This window comes from Paenibacillus sp. ATY16, from assembly GCF_003399985.2.
Classification (GTDB): domain Bacteria; phylum Bacillota; class Bacilli; order Paenibacillales; family Paenibacillaceae; genus Pristimantibacillus; species Pristimantibacillus glycanilyticus.
Genome location: NZ_NMOK02000041.1, coordinates 18,999 through 41,818, shown reverse-complemented (window position 1 = coordinate 41,818; position 22,820 = coordinate 18,999). Strand labels below are relative to the sequence as shown.

Here is a 22,820-nt window from a genome sequence, read left to right as displayed (position 1 = left end):
CGAATACTAATCGGTCGAGGGCTTATCCTAAAGACTTAAAGAGTTACACTTTCGCATCCAGTTTTCAGGGCGCAATGCTCTGATCTTACAGTACTCCTACGGACTGTAAGCGACACTAGTAGGACAAGCGTGGCGGTGTAGCTCAGCTGGCTAGAGCGTACGGTTCATACCCGTGAGGTCGGGGGTTCGATCCCCTTCGCCGCTACCATATATCAGGAGGCTTAGCTCAGCTGGGAGAGCATCTGCCTTACAAGCAGAGGGTCGGGGGTTCGATCCCCTCAGCCTCCACCATATATGTTTTTGCAATAATCCATGGAGCTGTGGTGTAGAGGCCTAACATGCCTGCCTGTCACGCAGGAGACCGCGGGTTCGAATCCCGTCAGCTCCGCCATTTTTTTTGCCCATATGCAAGGCTCGGTAGCTCAGTTGGTAGAGCAGAGGACTGAAAATCCTCGTGTCGGCGGTTCGATTCCGTCCCGAGCCACCATTTGCTTTTGGAGGGTTAGCGAAGTGGCCAAACGCGGGAGACTGTAAATCTCTTCCTAACGGTTCGGTGGTTCGAATCCATCACCCTCCACCACTTCTCATTATTGAGAGCCATTAGCTCAGTTGGTAGAGCACCTGACTTTTAATCAGGGTGTCGAAGGTTCGAGTCCTTCATGGCTCACCATCTATTCAAACGTTCAACCCGTAGACTTCGGTCTGCGGGTTTTTTAATGCTTTATGCAGCAAATAAAGAAAGCCTGAGGGATTGATATCCTTCAGGCTTATTTTTTATTGATTATTTAATTTTACGAATACGCAGTTCTTCAACAATCTCAGCCACCGAAGCATCCAGGCGTTGTTTAAGGTCTTCATTCAGTTCAAACTGCGATTCGCCAACGCCGGCATCGATACGGGCGATCTGCGAGTCAATGGCATAAACGCCGCTGCCGAAATGCTTGGCATTAAGCGAAGAAAGAACAGGCTTAAGTGCATAGTCGATCGAGAGCAAGTGGGCAATGGTTCCGCCGATGAACAGAGGGGTAACGAATTTATCGGTAAGGCCTTTTTGCGGGAGCAGGTCCAGGAAGGTCTTGAGTACGCCGGTGAAGGATGCTTTGTAAACCGGGCTTGCAATGATAACAATATCCGCAGCTTCAACAATGGCAGCAGCCTCAACGATGGCTGGGCTATCGAAACGCGCATGGATAAGGTCCTCAGCTGGAAGAGAGGCCACCGTAATATGATTGAAGGAGATACCTTTATCCGACAGATGCGATTCCACATATTGCGTAATACCTGCTAAACGGGATCCGGGATTAGGGCTTCCGGACAAAATAACAACTTGAGACATCTTATCCACTCCTTAATTATATAAATTCCGATATGTAAACTATGGATTAATCCTAACATGAGAATTTCCAGTCGTCAAACACATTATAACGCCGACGGGAAAGATTTTAATCATTTTTTTCCTCAGGGTAGGGAACAATGTTGAAAGCTATAACAATTGATGTGACAGACGAAGGGGAACATTCGAATGACGTACTGGCTGGCTGTAGGTATGAGCGCTGTTCTGACGATTGTTTTTGTACCCGTTATGCAAAAGATAGCGCTTAAATACGGAATCGTAGATCGTCCGAACTGGCGCAAAATTCATAATCGGCCCATTCCTTTAATGGGCGGAGCGGCATTGTATGTGGCATGCGTGGCTACGATTATCGCTTTTCAAGGTATAACGCCACTGAGTTTAAGCATTACGGTTGGCGGGGCTTTGCTTGTATGTATCGGGCTCATGGACGATGCCTCCAAATCGAAGGGAAAGGATTTTCCGATCTGGCCTAGGGTCATTATTTATTTGGGCGTATCGATGATTCCGCTGTTCTTCGGCATACATATGGACGGCATCATGAATCCGGCTAATGGCCATTTTGTTGGCTTCCCGGTGTGGTTTGATGCGCTTGGCACGATCATTTGGGTGTTTGCCCTTATTAATATGATCAACTTCATTGACGGGGTAGACGGACTTGCTTCCGGAGTATGCACGCTGTCCTCCATGACTTTGTTCGTTACGGCATTCATTAAAGGACAAGGGGATATTGGAGTTACAGCAATCATTATCGGCGGCGCCTGTATCGGCTTCCTGATCTATAATTTCCATCCCGCCCGGATTTTTATGGGAGATGCCGGAGCAACGTTCCTGGGCTACACGCTTGCCGTTATCGCCATCGATGGCGCATTCAAGAAAGCAACCTTCATCACGATACTCGTTCCGTTGCTTGCTCTAGGTCTGCCTATTCTGGATACGGTAATTGTTATGCTCCGCAGGCTTGCTACCGGGAAGGGCCTGCATCAGGCGGATAAGCTGCATACCCACCATGCCTTAATGCGCTGGGGGCTGACGCAGGTGCAGACCGTCTCCTTCATGTATTTGATTGCGGCGCTCTTCTCTTTGCTCTCAATCCTGCTGCTCGTCATGAAAGGCTGAACCAAGCAGCGGTTTTGTGTTACAATGACGAAAAATAAAGCGTCATTCTTGGAGCTGGAGATTGGAGTAATGTAAAATGAGCACGACAGATTGGTTAACCCCGCTGCAGCACATTTTGAACTGTCAGGTTCGGTTCATTACGTTCTCATTATCGGACTGGAAAGGCCTTGTGCAGCAAGCGGATACAAGCTGGGCTTACGACGATAACCGCGATAAGATATCGGAAGGCAATCGCGCAGCGAATAACGGAAGGACATGGATTGTTGTTAAAGTGTCGGGCAATGCGGTGGAAACACTGGAGATCGACGGAGAGCTGAAGCAGGCAGAGGCGGAGTTGATTACTTGGACCCTGCAATGGAATCAGGCTCAGCAGCAGCTGGCCCCCAAGCCGAGTACACTTTCCGAGAGCGAGTCATTCGCCTTAAAGCTTAGCGAGTGGATACAGCAGCAGCTTGAATCGGAGGAGCCTTCGTATTCGATTCCCGATCATCTGACGGCCGGCGGCAAGCTGTTCGCGGAGATGATCCCTTTCTTATTGGTAACGGAATACACCAACGGCAAGCAGGCATCCTACCCGGAGCTTGAGAAGCTTTTGCGCTCTTTTCTTGCCGAGGATATTCTGCTTATTCCGTTGAAGAATCAAGAATGGCTGATTTGGGGACCTGTCTCCCTGTTGAAAGAAGCCGACAGCGAATTTATGGAAGACGAGGACGAAGAAACGGTTGAGGACAGCCTGACTTCCATCTGTCATGGCTTGCATGAGATGCTGGCGAGCGAATGGATCGGCGAATGCCATCTGGCCGTTGCGCATCCGGTAAGTCCGGCCAAAGGAATCGTGGAGACAACCGTACTGTTGCGAGAGACGATTAACCTAGGCCGCAAGTTCCACGTAGGGACAAGCATTCATCTTCCGTGGATGCTGCAGCTGGAAAGACTGCTTAACGCTATTCCGGAGGTTCAGCGCTCTAGATACCTGGAGCACGCGCTTAAACGCACGGAGCTTTTTGTCGAGGCGGAGATGCTTGCAACCCTGGAGACCTTTTTCTCGCTTGACTGCAATGTGAGCGAAACCGCAAAGAAACTTTATATTCACCGGAATACGTTATTATATCGTTTAGATAAGCTGAAACAGGAAACCGGATTGGATGTCCGCCAGTTCCGGGATGCTGTTTTAGTCAAAATAATTTTACTATTGTACAAAGTTACGAAAAGGAATTAGTTTTTTTGTAAAGTATGTGCATAGTCACAAACGGGCCTGTGAGATAAGATATACCCATAAGAAATTTTCTTTTAGGGGGACATTCAAATGGCAGGCGTACGTTTAGAAGGCATTTACAAAAAATACCCGGGTTCCGACAAAGCTTCGGTAACTGATGTTAACCTTGACATTAAGGACAAAGAGTTTTTGGTACTGGTAGGACCTTCCGGCTGTGGTAAATCGACAACTCTTCGTATGATCGCAGGTCTTGAAGAAATCTCCGAGGGTAAGCTGTACATCGGCGACCGCGTCGTAAACGACGTAGCACCGAAAGACCGCGACATCGCGATGGTATTCCAATCCTACGCGTTGTACCCGCACATGAACGTTTATCAAAACATGGCTTTTGGTCTTAAACTTCGTAAATTCAAAAAAGCAGACATCGACAAACGCGTTCGTGAAGCTGCTAAAATTCTTGATATCGAGCATTTGCTGGATCGTAAACCAAAAGCTCTCTCCGGCGGTCAACGTCAACGTGTAGCTTTGGGACGCGCTATCGTTCGTGAACCACAAGTATTCTTGATGGACGAACCACTCTCCAACTTGGACGCTAAACTTCGCGGTCAAATGCGTGCTGAGATCAGCAAGCTGACTAAACGTCTTGAAACAACTACTATCTATGTAACGCATGACCAGATCGAAGCAATGACAATGGGTGACCGTATCGTTGTTATGAAAGACGGTTTCATTCAACAAACAGCTTCTCCTGAAGAACTGTACAACCACCCGGTAAACATCTTCGTAGCTGGCTTCATCGGCGCTCCTTCGATGAACTTCATCACAGGTACGCTTGCTGATCAAGGCGGTACACTGAAATTCAAAACAACTGGCGTTGACGTTGTTGTGCCTGAAGGCAAAGCAGCTACTCTTCGTTCCAAAGGTTATATCGGCAAAGAAGTAATCCTGGGCATTCGTCCGGAAGATCTTCACGAAGAGCCAGTGTTCCTGGAAGCTTCCGCTAACACAATCGTTAATGCTAACGTTGAGGTAGCTGAAAACCTGGGTCACGAAATGTACCTGTACTTGAACGGTATCGGCTCCGACACAGTAATCGCACGCGTTGACGGTCGTTCGACTTTGCGTGACGGTTCCACTGTTAAGCTTGCTCTGGACATGAACAAAGTTCATATGTTCGACAAAGAGTCCGAGCTGAACATTTTCGAGAACTAATTCTTACTCTTACAACAAGGTCGTCTCCCTTTGGGGGGGCGGCCTTTTTTACCTCTATTGGGGTTGTTCATTATTGGACAGTCCAATAGAGGTTTTTTGCATGGTTCAAAAATAAAAAAACCGAAATTGCCATTCAGGCGTCTAATACATAACGAAACAGGAGGATTGGAAAGGGAGGGACTATGGACAGAGATGAATATGCGGCGGCAGCAATAAAAGGGGACGACGATGCGCTTATTGCGCGTATTCAAATGGATCAGAGCCGCCTCTACGGCATTGCTTATTCTTATATGCGTAATGAGACCGATGCGCTTGAAGCCGTCCAGGAAACAACCTTCCGGGTATGGAGTAAACGCCGTTCCCTACGGGACCCGAAGGTTTTTACGACTTGGGTTACGAGGATTCTTATCCGCGTGTGTCTTGATGAGCGTAAAAAACGGCTCCGTGAACGTCCACTACGCAACGAATTTTTGGAACGAGATGCTCAAACGGCTGATGAGCATGGCATTGACCGCTTGGATATGGCGGTTCAGTTGAAAAAGCTGCCTTCCAAATACCGAATGGTCATTGTGCTTAAGTACTACCGGGATATGACAATTACGGAGATTGCCGAACTGCTAGAGAAGCCGGACGGAACGATTCGGACATGGCTTCATCAAGCCCTAAAGCGATTAAGGGCGAATAGCGCATACGGAAAGGAGGGGATGAAGGTTGAGTGGGAATAAGCCGGAGCTTGAACAGGGATTGGATCAGCTTTTACAGGAGGATAAGGCGGCGGTAGAACGGATATTAAACCAAGCTTCGGACGAATCCTTTGCTGCAGCGGTTCGAATAGGCGTGCAGAAGGGAAGACAGCAGCTCAAGAGAAGGAAAAGAAGCAGACTGACTTTGCAGATGGCGGCAGCGGCAGCCTGCATACTAGTTCTACTTACTGCTTGCATCCGGGTATCCCCTGCTTTTGCGGAGCTGATGAGCGAGATACCGGGTTTGAATGGGGTAGTTGAGTTAATCCAAGGGGATTCCACGCTGACAAGCGCGATAAACCATGAGTTTATCCAGCCGGTCAACAAGTCGGTCAGTAAGAATGGTTATACGCTGAAGGTGGATGGGATTATGGCCGATCAGCAGAGGATTGTCATTTTTTATACAGCCGAGGGGCCGGAGATTAGTAAAGATGCATCTAAAACGGAATACAAAATTGCGGATGGTAATGGGGATTCATTAGAAGCCATGATAGGAAGCAATTATTATAGTATCGGAAAGACGGAGACGGAACAGGATACTGCAAATCGTATCCATGACATGGTGGATATTATGTTGGGTGACGGCGTTCCTGTCCCGAGCGAAATCCAGTTTAGCCTGAAGCTCGGCGGTGAATGGCATGAGGTAGATATTGCGGTGGATCGTAGCCGTTTTGAGGAATTAAGGGAAGATATCGCTTTAAATAAGACCATTGATATAGGCGGGCAAAAATTCATCATTGAGAAAGCACTTGTTACGCCATTACAAGCATCTGTAACGATCCGGAAAGTACCGGATCCACGGATGCGCGCCAATCATTTTGTTCAATTAGCTCTCGTTGATGAGAAGGGGCGCCGTTGGGAGACAAAAGGCGGCTTCGGGATGCTGGACGATGGTACAACAACGCTCACATTCCAGAGCAATTATTTTGAAAGACCGAAGCATTTAAGCTTGGTGGCGGACGGTCTGCTTCTATCACCAAAAGGACGTAAGTTTGTCATTAATACGGAAACCGGAGAAACATTGGAGACGCCGGATGACCGAATCCAATTAACGAGCGTAAAGGCAACCACTTCAGGGATCAAATTATCAATTGAAGCAAAGCGTCTAAGTGAACCGGAGCAAGAGTATGGTTATTGGCTGCTTGATTACAAAGCGACATTTCATGACGCAACGGGTGCGGAATTTAGGTTAAAGGAAGGGGATGGCGTGCAAAGCAGCTCGAGAGGAAATGCAGACGGTTCCGGAGGAACGTACGAAGCCTACTACACCATTCCCGACAGACCGTATAAACAGCCGTTAACTTTTGAACTGTATCAATACCCGGGATATGTCGAACAACCCGTGAACGTGGCTATAAAATGACGAAAAGCGCTGAGCGACGGAGAAACGTTGCGTTCGGCGCTTTTTTCCTTTACGATGAAGCTATTGGTAATGGATTACACCCTTCATATAACTTAATTGGGAACGCAAGTGAGGAGGCCGTTCGATGGCTAAGAAAGTAAAAGTATCGGAGCTAGTACAACATTTCTCGATGGAGATCGTATCCGGCGAAGACGGCTTGAAGCGTTCTATTCTGGTTGATGATCTGTATCGCCCGGGTCTGGAGATGGCAGGGTATTTCGATTATCATCCGCATGAGCGGGTGCAGCTGCTCGGCAAGACGGAGCTTACGTTCCTCAGCACGCTGACAAGCGAAGAGCGCAGAAGCCGCTTTGAACAGCTGTGTCACGAGAATACGCCATGTATTATTTTAACCCGGGGATTCGAGGCGCCGGATGAGCTGGTCGAGTACTCCAACATGACGCAAATCGCAGTGCTCCGCAGTAATGTGGCAACAACGATCCTGCAGAGCCGGATTACGGACTTCCTGGAGAAAAAGCTTGCCCCAACCGCAACAATCCATGGGGTTCTGGTAGACGTATACGGTGTCGGAATGCTTATTACGGGCGGCAGCGGCATCGGTAAAAGCGAAACGGCGCTTGAGCTGGTTAAACGCGGCCATCGTCTTGTTGCCGACGATGCGGTAGAGATTCGCCAGACATCCGACGGGCAGCTGTTCGGCAGCGCGCCGGAGCTGATTCGCCATCTGCTCGAGATTCGGGGCTTAGGTATCATCAACGTGATGACGCTGTTCGGTGCCGGAGCGGTACGGACAAGTAAGCGGATTACGCTTGTTATCAAGCTCGAGAACTGGCAGCAGGACAAACAGTATGACCGTCTTGGCCTGGATGAAGAGAAAACAAGAATCATTGATACGGATGTACCGCTTGTAACGGTACCGGTTCGCCCTGGCCGAAATCTGGCTGTCATTATCGAGGTTGCGGCCATGAACTTCCGTCTGAAGCGAATGGGCTATAACGCCGCTCTGCAATTTACGAATAAGCTGACCGAGACGATTGCCGAAGATACGGATGACTTCGATTGATCGTTATAGGGAAGGCAAAGCAGAATAGACCTCTTATAGAAGGAGCACGGAACAATGAATCTGTTAATTGATCCAACGGCATTTTCCATCGGGGACATTCATGTGCGTTGGTACGGGATCATTCTCGGTACGGCGGCTCTGGTTGGCTTGCTTCTTGCCGTACAGGAAGGGAAAAGATTCGGCATCAAGCCGGAATTTTTCATGGACCTGCTGCTGCTTGGCGTGCCGTCGGCCGTCATCTGCGCGAGAATTTATTATGTGGCGTTCACTTGGGACGAGTACAAGAACAATTTCGTGGACGTATTTAAAATCTGGAACGGCGGGATAGCCATCTACGGCGCCTTGATCGGAGCTTTTCTATGCGGATATTTCTACTTCCGTTATAAAGGATATTCGTTCTGGCGGATGGTGGATATATGCGCGCCCGGACTGCTGGCCGGCCAAATGATTGGCCGTTGGGGCAATTTCATGAACCAGGAGGCTTACGGCGGTCCGGTAGACGAGAGCTTCCTGCGGAATACGCTGCATTTGCCAGATTTTATCGTGAAGCAAATGTATGTCGCCAGTGAAGGCGTCTATCACCACCCGGCCTTTTTGTACGAATCGCTGTGGAGCTTGGTAGGCATTATAATTCTGCTTGTCATCCGCCGTCAGAAATTCCTTCGTGCCGGTGAGCTTGTAGCGATCTACTTCATCTGGTATTCGATTGGACGGTTCTTCATTGAAGGCATCCGTACGGACAGCTTGGCCTTCCAAGGTCCGGGAGCATTAGGTTCCCTCATGGATGCTCTGTGGACGCCAATGACTTGGTTCGGTTTCGAACAAGGCTTCCTCGATCCGGCTTATGGCGATGTACGGATCTCGCAATTGCTTGCGGTACTGCTCGTTATTGCGGCAGTTATCTTTATCGTTGTCCGCCGCGTAAACGGATGGGCAACTGTGCGTTACAACGATCCGATCGTATCCACGAAGGAAACATCGGCGCCTGTATCCGACGCAAAAACGGACAACCTGTAAGTCTTAACAGCAGTAGGAGTGAAGCAAGCATGACGAGCAATATCAAAACGATGCTATTCGATCTGGATGGCACGATTATGGATACGAATGAGCTGATTATCCGTTCCTTTATGGAGTCGCTGAAAGGCTTGGTACCCGAAGACTTCGGGAGAGAGCATATTATTCCGAGCATGGGTCTTACGCTTGAGACGCAATTTCAAAATTTTACGGGTCTTACGGATGTCGGGCATCTAATAAAGGCTTACCGTACCGTAAATACAAAGCTTCATGACGAGCTGCTGCGGCCATTCCCTTATACGAACGAAGTCATGAAGGATTTGCATGAGCAGGGCATTCAGATTGGCGTTGTTACAACCAAGATCCGGATGTCGACGGAGCGGGGAATGAAGTTTTGCGGGCTCTACGATTATGTAGACGCGTTTGTTACGGTGGATGATGTCGTTAATCCCAAGCCGCATCCGGAGCCCGTTCTTATGGCACTGGAGATGTTGAGCGCGGACCCGGCCACAACGATCATGATCGGCGACAGTGCCGTCGACATGATCTCCGCCAAGGAAGCGGGCGTAATTCCCGTTGGCGTAGCCTGGTCCCTTAAGGGCGGGGAGCTGCTGAAGGAGAACGGAGCGCAGTATATCATCGATGATATGCGCGAGTTGTACGCATTCGCGGGAATGGAGCGATAGCCTTGTGCGGAACGTGGAGCGTTATCCGGTAGAGGGTCCTAATGCCCTATGGCAGATGTACCGGACGGTTAGCCGGTTTAAGGCGGTTCGTAATTTTATCGCTATCCAGGCGGCTCGGTACTGCCCGGAACTGACGGTGAAGAATTGGATCTACCGCAATATCCTCGGCATGAAGGTCGGGAAGCAGACGGCTTTTGCCCTGATGGTGATGGTGGATGTTTTCTTTCCGGAACGGATCGAAGTTGGGGATAATACGATAATCGGCTACAATACAACGATTTTGACCCACGAATATTTAATCAAGGAATACCGGCTCGGCGCCGTGAAGATTGGCTCGAATGTGATGATTGGCGCCAACTCCACCATCTTGCCCGGTGTGACGATTGGGGATAATGCCGTTGTTGCGGCCGGTTCGGTCGTTCATAAGGATGTGCCCGCGAATACGTTTGTAGGCGGCAATCCGATACGGGAGATCAGTCGGACGGACGCCGGAGAGCGCAAGGATGAAGATAAGCGGGTCTTGCTGAGATCATAGCGGCCGGCAGCGGCTACAGGGGAAAAGCCTCACTATTCGCATCTCTTGAGAGAGCGGATAGCGGGGCTTTCTTGCTGGATATTTCGTTTGGAGGACGTATCCGGTTCACCGAAGCGTTTATAAGTTTTCATATAAACACGGCTTAGAATTCTCCGGATTGAAACGCGCTCTTCCGCCTTAGGGTGGCGGAGCCGTTTCACCTTGACGGAAGGCAATGTTCATGCTAATATTACGATTAACATTTTATTTTGGTAGCATGGTAACATGGTAGCGCTTTAATATACTAAAGTATTTGAAGGTGAGTAGAGATGTCCAAACCTAAAGTTTTCGAGAAGCCGATTGGCGTAAAAGATTATCTCCCCGGCGCGGTAGCGAAGCTCCGCCATATTGAACGCGATGTGCTGGCCTGCATGAAAGGCTGGGGCTACGAACAAATTATTACTCCAACAATGGAATACTACGACACAGTAGGCGTCGCGAGCTCGACATCGGACCAGAAGCTGTTCAAGCTGCTCAATAACCGGGGTACGACGCTCGTGCTGCGTTCGGATATGACAGCTCCGATTGCGCGCGTTGTATCCTCGCTGTTGAAGGAATCGCAGTTCCCCCTTCGTTTGTCCTATCACGGCAACGTATTCCGCTCGATTGAGGAGGAGTCGGGGCGCGAGGCGGAGTTCTTCCAGACGGGGGTAGAGCTCGTTGGCGATGCGTCCGCGGAAGCCGATGCGGAAGTGGTGGCACTGGCGATCGCTTCGCTTAAGGCGGCAGGTGTTGACCGGTTCAAAATCGCGATTGGTCATGTCGGCTTCCTGAACGGCTTGTTCGAGGAGACGCTGGCGGGACGAGTGGAAGCGCAAGAGCAGCTGAAATCTTGTCTCTTGAACCGCGATTATGTCGGTTACAGAGAAAGCCTTCGCGGTCTTAAGCTGGAAGAGCCGGTTCAACGCGAGCTGGAAGGAATTCTTCGTCTGCGCGGCGGCCAGGAGATCTGCGAGCAAGCGCTGCAGCTAAGCGCTGATGCGACTGCCCAGGAGTCAATCCGCCATCTGTGCGAGATTTGGGATGTGCTCAAGGCATACGGCGTATGCGAGCATGTACTGATCGACCTGACGATGATTGGCGATTTCTCCTATTATACCGGCATGACGTTTGAGGGTTATGCGGCGGATCTTGGCTTCCCGGTAGCAAGCGGCGGACGCTACGACAATCTTCTCAGCCAATTCGGACGTCCGGCACCGGCTACGGGCTTCGCGCTGAAGACTACGCGTATTCTGGAGCTGGTAGGCGCGGAAGAGGACACAGCGGGCACTACGCGCGTCCTGATCGGTTATGACGGCGAAGGCCGTGCGGCTGCTCTGGCATCGGCACAGCAGCTTCGCGAGCAAGGTACAGCCGTTATTACGGAGCGAATGACGGAAGACGATTGGAAAGAGCTTGGCGAAGGCTCGTTTACTTATAAAGGCGTAGCCTATACGAAGGGACTGCCGTTCATCGGCGGCGTGGAAAAGGCGACAGGAGGCAGCAAGCGATGAGCGAGGCGAAAAAAGACATTTTAAAGGTTGCGATGCCGAAGGGCCGCATCTATAAGCAGGCTTCGAAGCTGTTCCGCGAAGCGGGTCTGCCGATCCCAAGCGACTTCGACGATACGCGCAAGCTGATTATCGAGCTTCCCGAAGTGGGCATGGAATTTATTATGGCAAAGCCGGTTGACGTACCGACTTACGTGGAGTACGGCGTGGCCGATATCGGGATTGTAGGCAAGGACGTACTTATGGAAGAAAATAAGGATGTCTACGAGCTTCTGGATCTGGGAATCGCGAAATGCCGCATGTCCGTTATCGGATTAGCGGATTGGAAGCCGGTTATTAACCCGCGGGTTGCAACGAAGTATCCAAACGTAGCGTCGCAATATTTCCGCGAGCTGGGTCAACAAGTGGAGGTCATTAAGCTGAACGGCTCGATCGAGCTGGCGCCGCTTATCGGTCTGGCTGACCGTATCGTCGATATGGTGGAAACGGGCCAGACGCTGCGCGAGAACGGACTGGTCGAGATGGAGCCGATCTTCCCGATTACAAGCCGTCTGATCGCGAACCGCGTCAGCTACCGGATGAAGAACGAAGCGATTCAAAGCTTGTGCGACCGCCTGCAGGATACGATTGCGGCTAAGGTCTGACACGCTGGACATAAGGGATAAAGGTGAGAAAGGGGACGATAGCTTATGCGGATAATGAAGGCGGAGCAGTTTGGGCTGCAGCGGGAGGTGGAGTACGGAACGCCGGAGCAAAATGAAACGGTCCGTCAGATCGTCGAAGCGATCAAGGCGGAGGGGGACGCGGCGCTGCTGCGTTATACGGAGCAGCTGGACCGCGTCCGGATTGACGCGTCGTCGCTTCGCGTGACGCAGGAAGAGATCAACGCGGCGTACGGGAAAGTGGACGCCGCGTTCCTCACGGCGATCCGCGAGGCAGCCGTGAACATTCGCGTATTCCACGAGAAGCAGATGCGTAACTCGTGGATGGACCTGCAGCCGGACGGTACGATGCTCGGGCAAATTCTCCGGCCGCTGAAGCGGGTCGGCGTATACGTGCCCGGCGGCAAGGCGGCGTACCCGTCGTCCGTGCTGATGAACGTGATTCCGGCGCAAGTAGCCGGCGTGCCGGAAATTGTAATGGTGACGCCGCCTGCAACAGGCGGCAAGGAAGGAATCGACCCGTATATTCTCGTAGCCGCCGCGGAAGCGGGCGTGAAGGAAATGTACCGGGTCGGCGGCGCGCAAGCGATTGCCGCACTTGCTTACGGCACGGCAACGATTGCTCCGGTCGATAAGATTTGCGGACCGGGCAATATCTATGTCGCGCTGGCGAAGCGGACGGTATTCGGCGCCGTTGACATCGACAGCATTGCAGGCCCAAGCGAGATTGTCGTGCTGGCCGACGAAGGCGCCAACGCCTCGTATATCGCGGCCGACCTGCTGTCGCAGGCGGAGCATGACGAGATGGCGTCGGCGATCCTCGTAACGCCTTCGGAGACGCTCGCGGAAGCGGTAGCCGCCGAGGTGGAACGTCAGCTTGCCACCCTGCCGCGCGAAGCGATCGCACGGGCATCTATCGACAGCTATGGCGCTGTTCTGCTCGTGGAATCGATCCAAGCAGGCATCGACGTCGTAAACAAGCTGGCGCCGGAGCACTTGGAAGTGCTGACGGCCGATCCGATGAGCCTCCTAGGCTTGATCGAGAATGCCGGCGCGATTTTCCTCGGACCTTACAGCTCGGAACCGGTTGGCGATTATTTTGCCGGGCCTAACCATATCATCCCGACGAACGGAACCGCGCGGTTCTCCTCGCCGGTGAACGTGGACGATTTCCTGAAGAAGTCGAGCCTTATCTACTACAGCAAGGAAGCGCTGCTGAAGAACGGCAACAGCATTATGACGCTAGCGCGTCATGAAGGACTGGAGGCGCATGCCCGCGCCATTCAAATCCGTTTGGAGCAGGAAAGCAATCAATAGAAGCAGTCATAACCATTCATAATAGAAAGAAGGAATTGCAAGTGGCGGATACAGTACGGAAAGCGGAAGTTGCACGCAAAACCAATGAAACGGACATTAAGCTGAGCTTTGCGGTTGACGGCAGCGGCGAAGCTCAGCTCGAGACGGACGTTCCGTTCCTGGACCATATGCTTGACCTGTTTACAAAGCACGGCCAATTCGACCTTACCGTGGAAGCGCGCGGCGACATCGATATCGACGATCACCACACGGTAGAGGATATTGGCATCTGTCTCGGCCAAACCCTGCGCGAAGCGCTGGGCGACAAACGCGGCATCAAGCGTTACGCGAGCGTATTTGTACCGATGGATGAGGCGCTGGCACAAGTCATTATCGACGTCAGCAACCGTCCGCACTTTGAATACCGGGCGGAATATCCTTCGGCGCAAGTGGGCAGCTTCGAGACCGAGCTGGTTCACGAGTTCCTGTGGAAGCTTGCGCTGGAAGCGCGTATCACGCTGCACGTCATCGTTCACTACGGCAAGAACACGCATCATATGATCGAAGCGGTGTTCAAAGCCCTGGGACGCGCGATCGACGAAGCAACTACCATCGATCCTCGTGTACAAGGAGTGCCTTCAACGAAAGGAGTGCTGTAGCATGATCGCGATCATTGATTACGGCATGGGCAATCTGCACAGCGTAAGCAAAGCTGTGGAGCGCCTTGGGTACGAAGCGGTTGTAACGGCTGATCCAGCCGTTATCGCCGCTGCGGACGGAGCGATCCTCCCGGGCGTTGGCGCGTTTGGAGACGCGATGGAAAATCTTCGCGAGACGAAGCTGGACGAAGTGACCAAGGCTTATGCCGCTTCCGGCAAGCCGCTGCTTGGCATCTGCCTCGGCATGCAGCTCTTGTTCAGCCAGAGCGAGGAGCATGGCGTAAACGAGGGCTTGAACCTGCTCCCGGGCAAGGTCATTCGCTTCCAAGGCGATTACAAGGTGCCTCATATGGGCTGGAACAAGCTGAGCTTCCTTCAGTCGGACAGCCCGCTGTTCAAAGGGCTCGAGGAGGGCCATGTGTACTTCGTACACTCCTTCCACGCGAAACCGGAGGTCGCCAGCGACCTTCTCGCAACAACGGATTACTATCAGCAGGTAACGGCTATTGTCGGCCGCGACAACGTGCACGGCATGCAATTCCATCCGGAGAAAAGCAGTGACCTTGGCATCAAGCTGCTAGGCAACTTCCTTGCTTTAACGGGAAGCCCGGTAACGCAGCGATAAAATAGATCGGTTTTTTAAAGCAAGAACGAGAGGGGAGCGTGCACGAGATGCTGGCGAAACGTATTATTCCATGTCTGGACGTGAAGGACGGAAGGGTTGTCAAAGGAGTCAACTTCGTGAACCTGCGCGATGCGGGGGATCCGGTTGAGCTTGCGTCCACTTACGATCGGGAGGGCGCCGACGAGCTGGTTTTCCTCGATATTTCGGCTTCGGTCGAAGGCCGTGCCACAATGATTGAGGTCGTAAAGCGGACGGCTGGAGAAATTACGATTCCGTTTACCGTTGGCGGAGGGATCTCCCATGTTGACGATATGAAGCGGATCCTGCGCGCAGGCGCGGACAAAATCGCGATCAACACGGCGGCGGTTCTGAATCCTTCCCTGGTCAGCGACGGTGCCCGCAAATTCGGCTCGCAATGCATTGTCGTAGCCATTGACGCGAAGTACAACGAAGCTTGGGGCGAGTGGGAAGTATTCACGCATGGCGGCCGCAAGGAAACGGGCATTAAAGTGCTGGAGTGGGCGAGTGAAATCGAACGCCTAGGAGCCGGAGAGATTCTGCTGACCAGCATGGATGCGGACGGCACGAAGGACGGATTCGATCTGAAGCTGACCCGTGCGGTTTCGGATTCGGTCGGTATTCCGGTCATTGCATCCGGCGGAGCGGGACGGATCGAGCATTTCTCCGATGTGTTCGAGGAAGGCCACGCGGATGCGGGCCTTGCCGCGACGATTTTCCACTACAAAGAAATGACGATCCGCGAAGTGAAGGATGATCTCAGGCAGAAAGGCGTGGAAGTGCGATGACGGATCAATTGGCAGAGCTTATCAAGTGGAGCGAGGACGGGCTTGTTCCGGCTATCGTGCAGGACGCGCAGAGCAAGGAAGTCCTGATGCTGGCCTATATGAACAAGGAGTCCCTGAAGCTGTCGGCGGAATCGGGAGTAACCTGGTTCTGGAGCCGTTCCCGCAATGAGCTGTGGAACAAGGGCGCAACCAGCGGCCACACTCAGCAGATCCGTTCGATGTCGTATGACTGCGATGCGGATACGCTGCTTGTACGCGTCGATCAGAAGGGCCCAGCTTGCCACACCGGCTCATACTCCTGCTTCTTCAACGAGATTGAAGTAGCCGGGGCCGAGAAGGCTGCCGACGCTGCGAAGGCGTCCTCCAATGACCGCTTCGGCATTCTTGGCGAGCTTGAGGGCGTCATCGCGCAGCGTTACGCGGAGCGTCCGGAAGGTGCTTACACGACGTATTTGTTCGAGAAGGGTCTCGATAAAATTTTGAAAAAAGTCGGGGAAGAAGCAACCGAAGCGATTATTGCTGCCAAAAACGGCGATAACGACGAGCTTCGCTCCGAAGCAAGCGACCTGTTGTTCCATCTGCTCGTGCTGCTGCGGGAACGCGGCCTGCCGCTTGACGACGTTATGGCGGAGCTGCAAAGCCGCCACGGCAAGCCTGCGTCTAATAATGCGATGAGAAGAGAACAAGCGGGTAAATAATTTTTGAAGAGAAAGGCCGGTATGCCATGTTTATCGATTATCATACCCATCACGCCCGCTGCGGCCATGCTGTCGGCTCGCTGGAGGAATACGTACGGAAGGGGATAGAGATCGGTCTTGCGCAGATCGGTCTTTCTGACCATATGCCGCTGCTCCATGTGGACCCGGCGACGTATTACCCGGAAATGGCGATGCCGATGGAGGAGCTGCCTCGGTACGTGGAAGAGTGTCTAGCCCTGAAGGAGAAGTATAAGGGCCAGATTGACGTCCGCGTCGGCCTTGAAGGCGACTATATCGAAGGCCAGGAAGAAAAAATTGAAACGATCATCCATGCTTATCCGTTTGATTATGTGATTGGGTCGGTGCATTTCTTGGGAGAATGGGACATCACCGATTTCCGTCAGACCCATGGCTGGGAAGGCAAGAACCGGATGAAGGTGTACGAGCAGTATTACGATGCGGTGGCGAAAGCGGCAGCGACGGGCTTTTACGACTACATCGGACATATCGATGTCATCAAACGCTTCGGCTTTAAGCCCGAGGAAGACGTTACGCATCTGGAGAATGCCGCGCTTGAAGCGGTGAAGCGTCACGGCATGGCAATCGAGCTTAACGCATCGGGTCTCCGGATGCCGGTAGAAGAGATGTTTCCGAGCCGCAGAATGCTCGAATACGCCAAACAATTGAGCATTCCAATCACGATTGGGTCGGATGCGCATCAGCCAGAAAGACTGGGACAATATTTAGATCAAGCGCGTGCGGTGTTGAAAGATGTCGGTTTTTCTCAGCTGGCGACCTTTGAACGGCGAAAATTGGTATTAGTCAATTTTTGAATTATGGTAAATTAGATGTATAATGATATGGAACAAGCATGGCGCGGTATGAAAGCGTCCTGCAATTGACGAAGGCTTTGCCTTATGGCGAAGTTTAGGACTTCATGTCAAATTATTTGGTTTAAAACGCTCAGGAGGGTATCATGTTTAGCGACAAGTTGCGTATTTTTTCGGGTTCGTCCAATCCCGCGTTGGCTCAAAAGATCGCCGGTGATCTGGGATTGACACTCGGCGCCATCAAAATGTCCCGTTTCAAGAGCGGGGAGATCTACGTCCACTACGAAGAGACGATTCGTAACTGCGACGTATTCCTCGTTCAATCGTTCTCGCATCCGATCAACGAGCATTTTGTCGAACTGCTCGTCATGATTGACGCAGCGAAGCGGGCATCCGCGAAGACGATCAACATCATCATGCCGTACTACGGCTATGCGCGCCAAGAGCGCAAAGCAGCACCGCGGGAGCCGATCTCCGCGAAAATGGTGGCAGACGTTCTTACTACGGTTGGTGCAAACCGTGTCATCACGATTGACCTGCATGCGCCGGCTATCCAAGGCTTCTTCAACATCCCGGTAGACCACATGACAGCTCTTGATCTGCTCAGCGATTACCTGAAGTCGAAGAACATCGAAAATCCGGTAGTCGTGTCTCCGGACGCTGGCCGTGCATCCACGGCTGAAAAGCTTGCGAATAACCTGGACACATCGTTTGCCATTATGATCAAGAAGCGCCCTGCGCATAATGAGTCCTCGATTACCCACGTAATCGGCGACGTAGAGGGTCAAACCGCTATCATTATCGAAGACTTGATCGATACGGGCAGCACGATTGTCAACGTTGTAGAGAGCTTGAAGGAGCGCGGAGCCAAAGAAGTCTATGTATGCGCAACTCACCCGCTGTTCTCGGGCAATGCCATTGAGCGTTTGAATCATCCTCATATCAAAGAAATTATCGTAACGGATTCGATCTCTCTGCCAGAGAATCGTCCGGATAAGTTCACGGTATTGTCGGTCGCTCCGCTGCTTGCGGAAGCAACCCGCATTATCATTGAAGGCGGTTCGATCAGCACCCTCTTCAAGACAAACGGCGGCGTTTAATCGAATATGGCAATGACAAGAAAATCGCGGGCGTTTTTCCTTACGTTCGCGATTTTCCCACATATTCTTTCGTGTTAGGATAGGCATTGCTATGGTATAATCGTAGAAAATCATGTTCCGGGAGGTGCCTTGCCAGGTGAAAGAGAAGAAACGTGAAGCCATAGAACAGACAGCCAAGATCATACCGATACAATGGGACGCCACGTTCTTTTTCGAGCGGGCCGTGCGCTCGTTGGATCGTTACCACTATGACAAGGCACTCAAATATTTCCGGCGTGCCGTGGAGTATGAACCGGAAAATCCGGTTAATCATTGCAACATGGCAGGCATCATGTCGGAGATGGGCAATTATGAGGAATCCAACCGGATTCTGAAATGGATTGTCGATGAGCTGGATCCGACCATGACGGAATGCCATTTCTACATGGCCAACAACTATGCCAACATGGAGATGTACGAAGCAGCGGAGGGCGCGCTTATTCATTATTTGGAGGAAGACGCGGACGGACAATACCTCGACGAAGCCGAGGAAATGATGGAGCTTCTCCATTATGAGCTGGAGCGCCCTGCACCGTTGACGAATATAAAAGCGCGCGAAGGAATGGTCGAGCACGACCAGGCCCGCAAGCTTCTGGAAGAAGGCAAGTTTACGGAAGCGGTCCGTATCTTGGAGAAAATTATTGAGGAGCAGCCGGAGTTTCTGGCAGCCCGCAATAATTTGGCGCTGGCCTATTACTATATGGGCATGTTCGACAAAGCGATGGCTACGATCCGGGAGGCGCTGGAGCTCGAGCCCGGGAATTTGCATGCCCTTTGCAATCTGGGGATCTTCTATCAGCATGCGGGAGATAAAGATAGTCTTACTCCTCTGCTTGATTTGCTGCGCAAAACGGCGCCGTTCCATCAGGAGCATGTCTTCAAGCTGGCTACTACGATGGGCATTCTGGGAGAGCATGAAGCGGCGTACCGCCATTTTACCCGTCTACTGAAGGATGCGGAGCTTAACCTTGACCCTTGCCTGTATCACTACGCCGCTGTAGCCGCATGCCATATCGGCCGTTACGCGGAGGCGGAGCGCCTGTGGAAGCAGGCGGCGAAGCTGGATCCGGAATCGGATATTCCGCGTTATTACATGGAGCAGCTGGCTCTCATCAAAGCCGGCGACCAGAACGCATCGGTAAGCTATCACTATCATTTGCCGTTCGAGGAGCAGTTTAAGCTGTGGGAAAATTCCTCGGACGGACTTCCCGAGCATTTAAAGCGCGACCCGCTCGTGCGCTCCTCATTCTTCTGGGCACTCCGTCACGGAGACCAGAATACGAAGCTGCAGGTCATTCAGGCGCTTGGCATGATTGCCGACAATGAAGTCAAGGACGTCCTTCGCGCGTTCCTGCTCGAAGCGGACGAAGATGATTATTTGAAGCGGATTGCCGTGTTTGTGCTTCGCACAATCGGCGTACAGGAACCGCTTCAAGCCGTACTGGAAGGCAAAGCAACGGTCATTGAGCCGAACCGGGTTCCATCCCGTCTGCCCGTATGGGAAGACAAGTGGCAGGAGGTCGTGGAAGCGGCGATGTCTCGCGTGAACAAACGCTTCGACCTTGTGCAGCAGTACGATCTGATGACGCTGTGGGTAGAGTTCCTGTCAAGACTGTATCCGGAAGTGCCAAAGCTGACCAAGCCGGAAGGCTGGGCGGCGGCGCTTGAGTATTTAACGGCAAAAATGCACCGTCGGACAACGTCGTATCCCGAAATCTCGGAGCGTTACGGCGTCTCCATCGCAACCGTAAGCAAGAACGCCAAAAAAATCGACGAGGTATGCGGGATCAAGGAAAAGATGAAATCGATCAGCTCGGTCTTCTCCTTGGACCATCTCGAATAGGGCATTCCGCCCATTATAAACGCACTTAGGATATGGTTCCCTAAGTGCGTTTTGTTTTTACCGGGCAAACTTATATATAATAAGGTTATATTGCAGCGTTCTTATCTTTCCCCTCTCCAACCACCTGTGGTTGGACGACTTAAAAACCTGCGATGTTGCTGGTATTAGTTTGGTTGTCTGAGCAAGCGTAAGCGGAGCGAAAATAACGTACTGGAGAAACGGAGTGTTCGCCTTTGTCCATTAGTTTCAACCTTTAGAGGGTTGATCAAATCAAGAAACTAAGGGACAACAGCGATCGGAAGGACGTTATTTTCGCGCAGCGACATCGGCGGCCGGTACCGAAGTAATCCAGCAACCATCGCCACTTTTAGGAGGACAACCATGTACAAATCCATTATTATAGGCACCGGCCCAGCCGGCCTCACGGCAGCGATTTATTTGGCGCGCGCAAACATGAAGCCTCTTGTCATCGAAGGACCGGAGCCGGGCGGCCAGTTGACCACGACGACGGAGGTCGAGAATTTCCCGGGCTTTCCGGAAGGAATTATGGGGCCCGACCTAATGGCGAATATGCGCAAGCAGGCGGAACGTTTCGGCGCCGAGTTCATGACCGGTTGGGTGAACAGCGTCGATATGTCGGAGCGTCCGTTCAAGCTTCAGGTAGAAGGCAAAGGCGAATTTGTCGGCGATACGATTATTATTTCTACCGGAGCCTCGGCTAGATGGCTGGGTATCCCGGGCGAGAAAGATAATATCGGCCGCGGCGTAAGCACATGCGCAACCTGTGACGGCTTCTTTTTCCGCAATAAAAAGATCGTGGTGATCGGCGGCGGCGATTCGGCCATGGAGGAAGCGAACTTCCTTACCCGCTTTGCGACGAATGTTGAACTCGTAAACCGTCGTGATGAGCTCCGCGCCTCAAAAATCATGCAGGACCGCGCACGCGAGAACGAGAAAATCAGCTGGAGCCTGAACCGTACGCCACTGGAGGTAGAAGCGAACGGCATGGGCGTTACCGGCCTTAAAGTCCGCAACAATGCAACGGGCGAAGACGAAACGATCCAGACGGACGGCGTCTTTATCGCGATTGGCCATACGCCTAACACGAAGTTCCTGAACGGCCAGATCGACACCGACGAGCATGGCTACATTAAAGTGAAGCCAGGCAGCTCGGAGACGAACGTGCCGGGCGTATTCGCCTGCGGAGACGTACAGGACAACAAATACCGCCAAGCGATTACGGCGGCAGGCAGCGGCTGCATGGCGGCGCTTGATTGCGAACGGTTCCTCGAGAACATCGGCTCACATTAATAAACGAGATGAAGTCGGCCCTTTCCTCTCCCGGAGAGGGCTTTTTCCTGCCAGCTTCTTATAGCTCAAGGGAAACACTGGGGCGGCGATTATCTTGACCGGAATAGGGCATTGGCTTATAGTTGGTTAAAGAGTAGATAACATATTAATGAGGTGGACTAGTAATGTCTGAGAAGATTTACGTTGGAGTCGATGTCGGCGGCACCGCTATTAAAGTTGGGATTTGTAACGTGGAGGGAGAATTGCTCCACACTTACGAAGGGCCGACGGAAACGAGTAAAGGTACGGACACCATCCTTCATAATATTGCGCAGTATGCGCGGAACATCGTGACCGAATCGCCGTTTGAATGGGAGCAAGTTGCAGGCGTTGGCGTAGGGATCGCCGGCTTCCTTGATATTCCGAACGGTATTGTAAAATTTTCGGGCAACTTGAAGATTGAGAATGTTCATTTGAAGGAATATCTCGAGAAGGAGCTTCAAGTTAAAGTCCTCGTTAATAACGACGCAAACGTTGCCGCGCTTGGCGAAGCATGGGCTGGAGCGGGCAAAGGCATCGATAACTGCGTCTGCTATACACTGGGTACCGGCGTAGGCGGCGGTATTATTATCGGCGGCAAAATCGTAGAGGGCTTTGCGGGCATGGCAGGCGAGCTGGGCCACATCGCGATTGTTCCCGATCTGGAAGCGATTCAATGCGGCTGCGGCAAAATGGGCTGCCTCGAGTCGGTATCCTCCGCTACAGGTATTATCCGCATGGCGAAGGACGCTGTTGAGCGCGGAGACCGCACCGTCTTGTCGACAGTAGAAGACATTATGGCGAAAGACGTTATCGACGCCGCGAAAGCAGGCGACGAGGTTGCTTCGCGTATCGTTAGCCGCGCAGCGTACTACCTTGGCAAATCGATGGCATTGATGGCTGTCGTATTGAATCCGGAGTGCTTTATTATCGGCGGCGGCGTGTCGAAAGCAGGCGACTTCCTGTTCGACCAAATTCGCGAGGTATTCCAGAAATATACCCAGAAGGAAGCACAAGAAGGCGTGAAGATCGTTGCGGCTACGCTTGGCAATAACGCGGGCGTTGTAGGCGCGGCGGGTCTTATCTTGCGTTCCTAATGAGT

The 22,820-nt window shown here is 52.1% G+C and carries 22 protein-coding genes and 6 tRNA genes; 27 read left to right on the top strand and 1 reads right to left on the bottom strand.

Annotated elements, in window-relative coordinates; genetic code table 11:
- Positions 1 to 131: 131 nt before the first annotated feature.
- The 6 genes from CFI03_RS23895 (at position 132) to CFI03_RS23870 (ending at position 670) form a co-directional block, all read left to right on the top strand.
- A tRNA-Met gene (locus CFI03_RS23895) sits at positions 132 to 208 on the top strand.
- 7 nt (positions 209 to 215) lie between these two features.
- Positions 216 to 291 (top strand) — tRNA-Val (locus tag CFI03_RS23890).
- Between the two features lie 23 nt (positions 292 to 314).
- A tRNA-Asp gene (locus tag CFI03_RS23885) sits at positions 315 to 391 on the top strand.
- 20 nt (positions 392 to 411) lie between these two features.
- A tRNA-Phe gene (locus CFI03_RS23880) sits at positions 412 to 487 on the top strand.
- 9 nt (positions 488 to 496) lie between these two features.
- Positions 497 to 580: transfer RNA gene (locus CFI03_RS23875), tRNA-Tyr, on the top strand.
- A gap of 14 nt (positions 581 to 594) precedes the next feature.
- Positions 595 to 670 (top strand) — tRNA-Lys (locus CFI03_RS23870).
- Positions 671 to 781: 111 nt separating this feature from the next.
- On the opposite strand, the gene ssuE is transcribed toward CFI03_RS23870, so the two are convergent.
- The gene (gene ssuE / locus CFI03_RS23865; protein WP_116394276.1) at positions 782 to 1,336 is read right to left on the bottom strand and encodes an NADPH-dependent FMN reductase; all 555 of its coding nucleotides are present in this window, start codon (positions 1,334 to 1,336) and stop codon (positions 782 to 784) included.
- Between the two features lie 186 nt (positions 1,337 to 1,522).
- Between ssuE and CFI03_RS23860 the strand changes: the two genes are divergently transcribed.
- From CFI03_RS23860 to CFI03_RS23760, 21 genes are all read left to right on the top strand, one after another.
- Positions 1,523 to 2,470 (top strand): MraY family glycosyltransferase, encoded by a 948-nt coding sequence (locus CFI03_RS23860; protein ID WP_116394275.1) that lies wholly within the window; start codon positions 1,523 to 1,525, stop codon positions 2,468 to 2,470.
- Positions 2,471 to 2,546: 76 nt separating this feature from the next.
- Entirely contained in the window at positions 2,547 to 3,689 is a 1,143-nt protein-coding gene (locus CFI03_RS23855; protein WP_116394274.1) for a PucR family transcriptional regulator, read from the top strand.
- 87 nt (positions 3,690 to 3,776) lie between these two features.
- The gene (locus CFI03_RS23850) at positions 3,777 to 4,898 is read left to right on the top strand and encodes an ABC transporter ATP-binding protein (RefSeq protein ID WP_116394273.1); all 1,122 of its coding nucleotides are present in this window, start codon (positions 3,777 to 3,779) and stop codon (positions 4,896 to 4,898) included.
- A gap of 182 nt (positions 4,899 to 5,080) precedes the next feature.
- Positions 5,081 to 5,623, top strand: a complete 543-nt coding sequence (locus CFI03_RS23845) for a sigma-70 family RNA polymerase sigma factor (RefSeq protein WP_116394272.1) — start codon at positions 5,081 to 5,083, stop codon at positions 5,621 to 5,623.
- A 112-nt stretch (positions 5,624 to 5,735) separates the two neighbouring features.
- Complete coding sequence (locus CFI03_RS23840; RefSeq protein WP_349292495.1) at positions 5,736 to 7,004, top strand: DUF4179 domain-containing protein; 1,269 nt, start codon at positions 5,736 to 5,738, stop codon at positions 7,002 to 7,004.
- A gap of 124 nt (positions 7,005 to 7,128) precedes the next feature.
- Positions 7,129 to 8,067, top strand: coding sequence for an HPr(Ser) kinase/phosphatase (gene hprK / locus CFI03_RS23835; protein WP_116394270.1), 939 nt, complete (start codon positions 7,129 to 7,131; stop codon positions 8,065 to 8,067).
- Positions 8,068 to 8,121: 54 nt separating this feature from the next.
- Positions 8,122 to 9,084: a prolipoprotein diacylglyceryl transferase gene (lgt, locus tag CFI03_RS23830; RefSeq protein ID WP_116394269.1), complete on the top strand. Its 963-nt coding sequence runs from the start codon at positions 8,122 to 8,124 to the stop codon at positions 9,082 to 9,084.
- A 29-nt stretch (positions 9,085 to 9,113) separates the two neighbouring features.
- Positions 9,114 to 9,767, top strand: a complete 654-nt coding sequence (locus tag CFI03_RS23825; protein ID WP_116394268.1) for an HAD-IA family hydrolase — start codon at positions 9,114 to 9,116, stop codon at positions 9,765 to 9,767.
- 4 nt (positions 9,768 to 9,771) lie between these two features.
- Positions 9,772 to 10,302, top strand: a complete 531-nt coding sequence (locus tag CFI03_RS23820; RefSeq protein ID WP_162862778.1) for an acyltransferase — start codon at positions 9,772 to 9,774, stop codon at positions 10,300 to 10,302.
- A 308-nt stretch (positions 10,303 to 10,610) separates the two neighbouring features.
- Positions 10,611 to 11,834 (top strand): ATP phosphoribosyltransferase regulatory subunit, encoded by a 1,224-nt coding sequence (locus CFI03_RS23815; RefSeq protein WP_116394266.1) that lies wholly within the window; start codon positions 10,611 to 10,613, stop codon positions 11,832 to 11,834.
- Entirely contained in the window at positions 11,831 to 12,475 is a 645-nt protein-coding gene (gene hisG / locus CFI03_RS23810) for an ATP phosphoribosyltransferase (protein ID WP_012772162.1), read from the top strand. The genes CFI03_RS23815 and hisG overlap by 4 nt, the downstream gene beginning before the upstream one ends.
- 45 nt (positions 12,476 to 12,520) lie before the next feature.
- A complete protein-coding gene (gene hisD, locus CFI03_RS23805; RefSeq protein ID WP_116394265.1) occupies positions 12,521 to 13,810 on the top strand; it encodes a histidinol dehydrogenase in 1,290 nt (429 codons plus the stop codon).
- A gap of 41 nt (positions 13,811 to 13,851) precedes the next feature.
- Positions 13,852 to 14,448: an imidazoleglycerol-phosphate dehydratase HisB gene (hisB, locus tag CFI03_RS23800; protein ID WP_205411933.1), complete on the top strand. Its 597-nt coding sequence runs from the start codon at positions 13,852 to 13,854 to the stop codon at positions 14,446 to 14,448.
- A 1-nt stretch (position 14,449) separates the two neighbouring features.
- Positions 14,450 to 15,073: an imidazole glycerol phosphate synthase subunit HisH gene (gene hisH, locus CFI03_RS23795; protein WP_116394263.1), complete on the top strand. Its 624-nt coding sequence runs from the start codon at positions 14,450 to 14,452 to the stop codon at positions 15,071 to 15,073.
- Between the two features lie 47 nt (positions 15,074 to 15,120).
- Positions 15,121 to 15,879, top strand: a complete 759-nt coding sequence (gene hisF, locus CFI03_RS23790; protein ID WP_116394262.1) for an imidazole glycerol phosphate synthase subunit HisF — start codon at positions 15,121 to 15,123, stop codon at positions 15,877 to 15,879.
- The gene (gene hisIE, locus CFI03_RS23785; protein ID WP_116394261.1) at positions 15,876 to 16,577 is read left to right on the top strand and encodes a bifunctional phosphoribosyl-AMP cyclohydrolase/phosphoribosyl-ATP diphosphatase HisIE; all 702 of its coding nucleotides are present in this window, start codon (positions 15,876 to 15,878) and stop codon (positions 16,575 to 16,577) included. The genes hisF and hisIE overlap by 4 nt, the downstream gene beginning before the upstream one ends.
- A gap of 26 nt (positions 16,578 to 16,603) precedes the next feature.
- Complete coding sequence (hisJ, locus tag CFI03_RS23780) at positions 16,604 to 17,410, top strand: histidinol-phosphatase HisJ (protein WP_116394260.1); 807 nt, start codon at positions 16,604 to 16,606, stop codon at positions 17,408 to 17,410.
- Between the two features lie 143 nt (positions 17,411 to 17,553).
- On the top strand, positions 17,554 to 18,507 hold the full coding sequence (locus CFI03_RS23775) for a ribose-phosphate diphosphokinase (protein WP_116394259.1): 954 nt from the start codon (positions 17,554 to 17,556) through the stop codon (positions 18,505 to 18,507).
- Positions 18,508 to 18,643: 136 nt separating this feature from the next.
- Positions 18,644 to 20,389 (top strand): tetratricopeptide repeat protein, encoded by a 1,746-nt coding sequence (locus CFI03_RS23770; protein WP_205411932.1) that lies wholly within the window; start codon positions 18,644 to 18,646, stop codon positions 20,387 to 20,389.
- Positions 20,390 to 20,770: 381 nt separating this feature from the next.
- Positions 20,771 to 21,700 (top strand): thioredoxin-disulfide reductase, encoded by a 930-nt coding sequence (trxB, locus tag CFI03_RS23765; RefSeq protein ID WP_116394257.1) that lies wholly within the window; start codon positions 20,771 to 20,773, stop codon positions 21,698 to 21,700.
- Positions 21,701 to 21,864: 164 nt separating this feature from the next.
- A complete protein-coding gene (locus CFI03_RS23760) occupies positions 21,865 to 22,815 on the top strand; it encodes an ROK family glucokinase (RefSeq protein WP_116394256.1) in 951 nt (316 codons plus the stop codon).
- Positions 22,816 to 22,820: the final 5 nt, after the last annotated feature.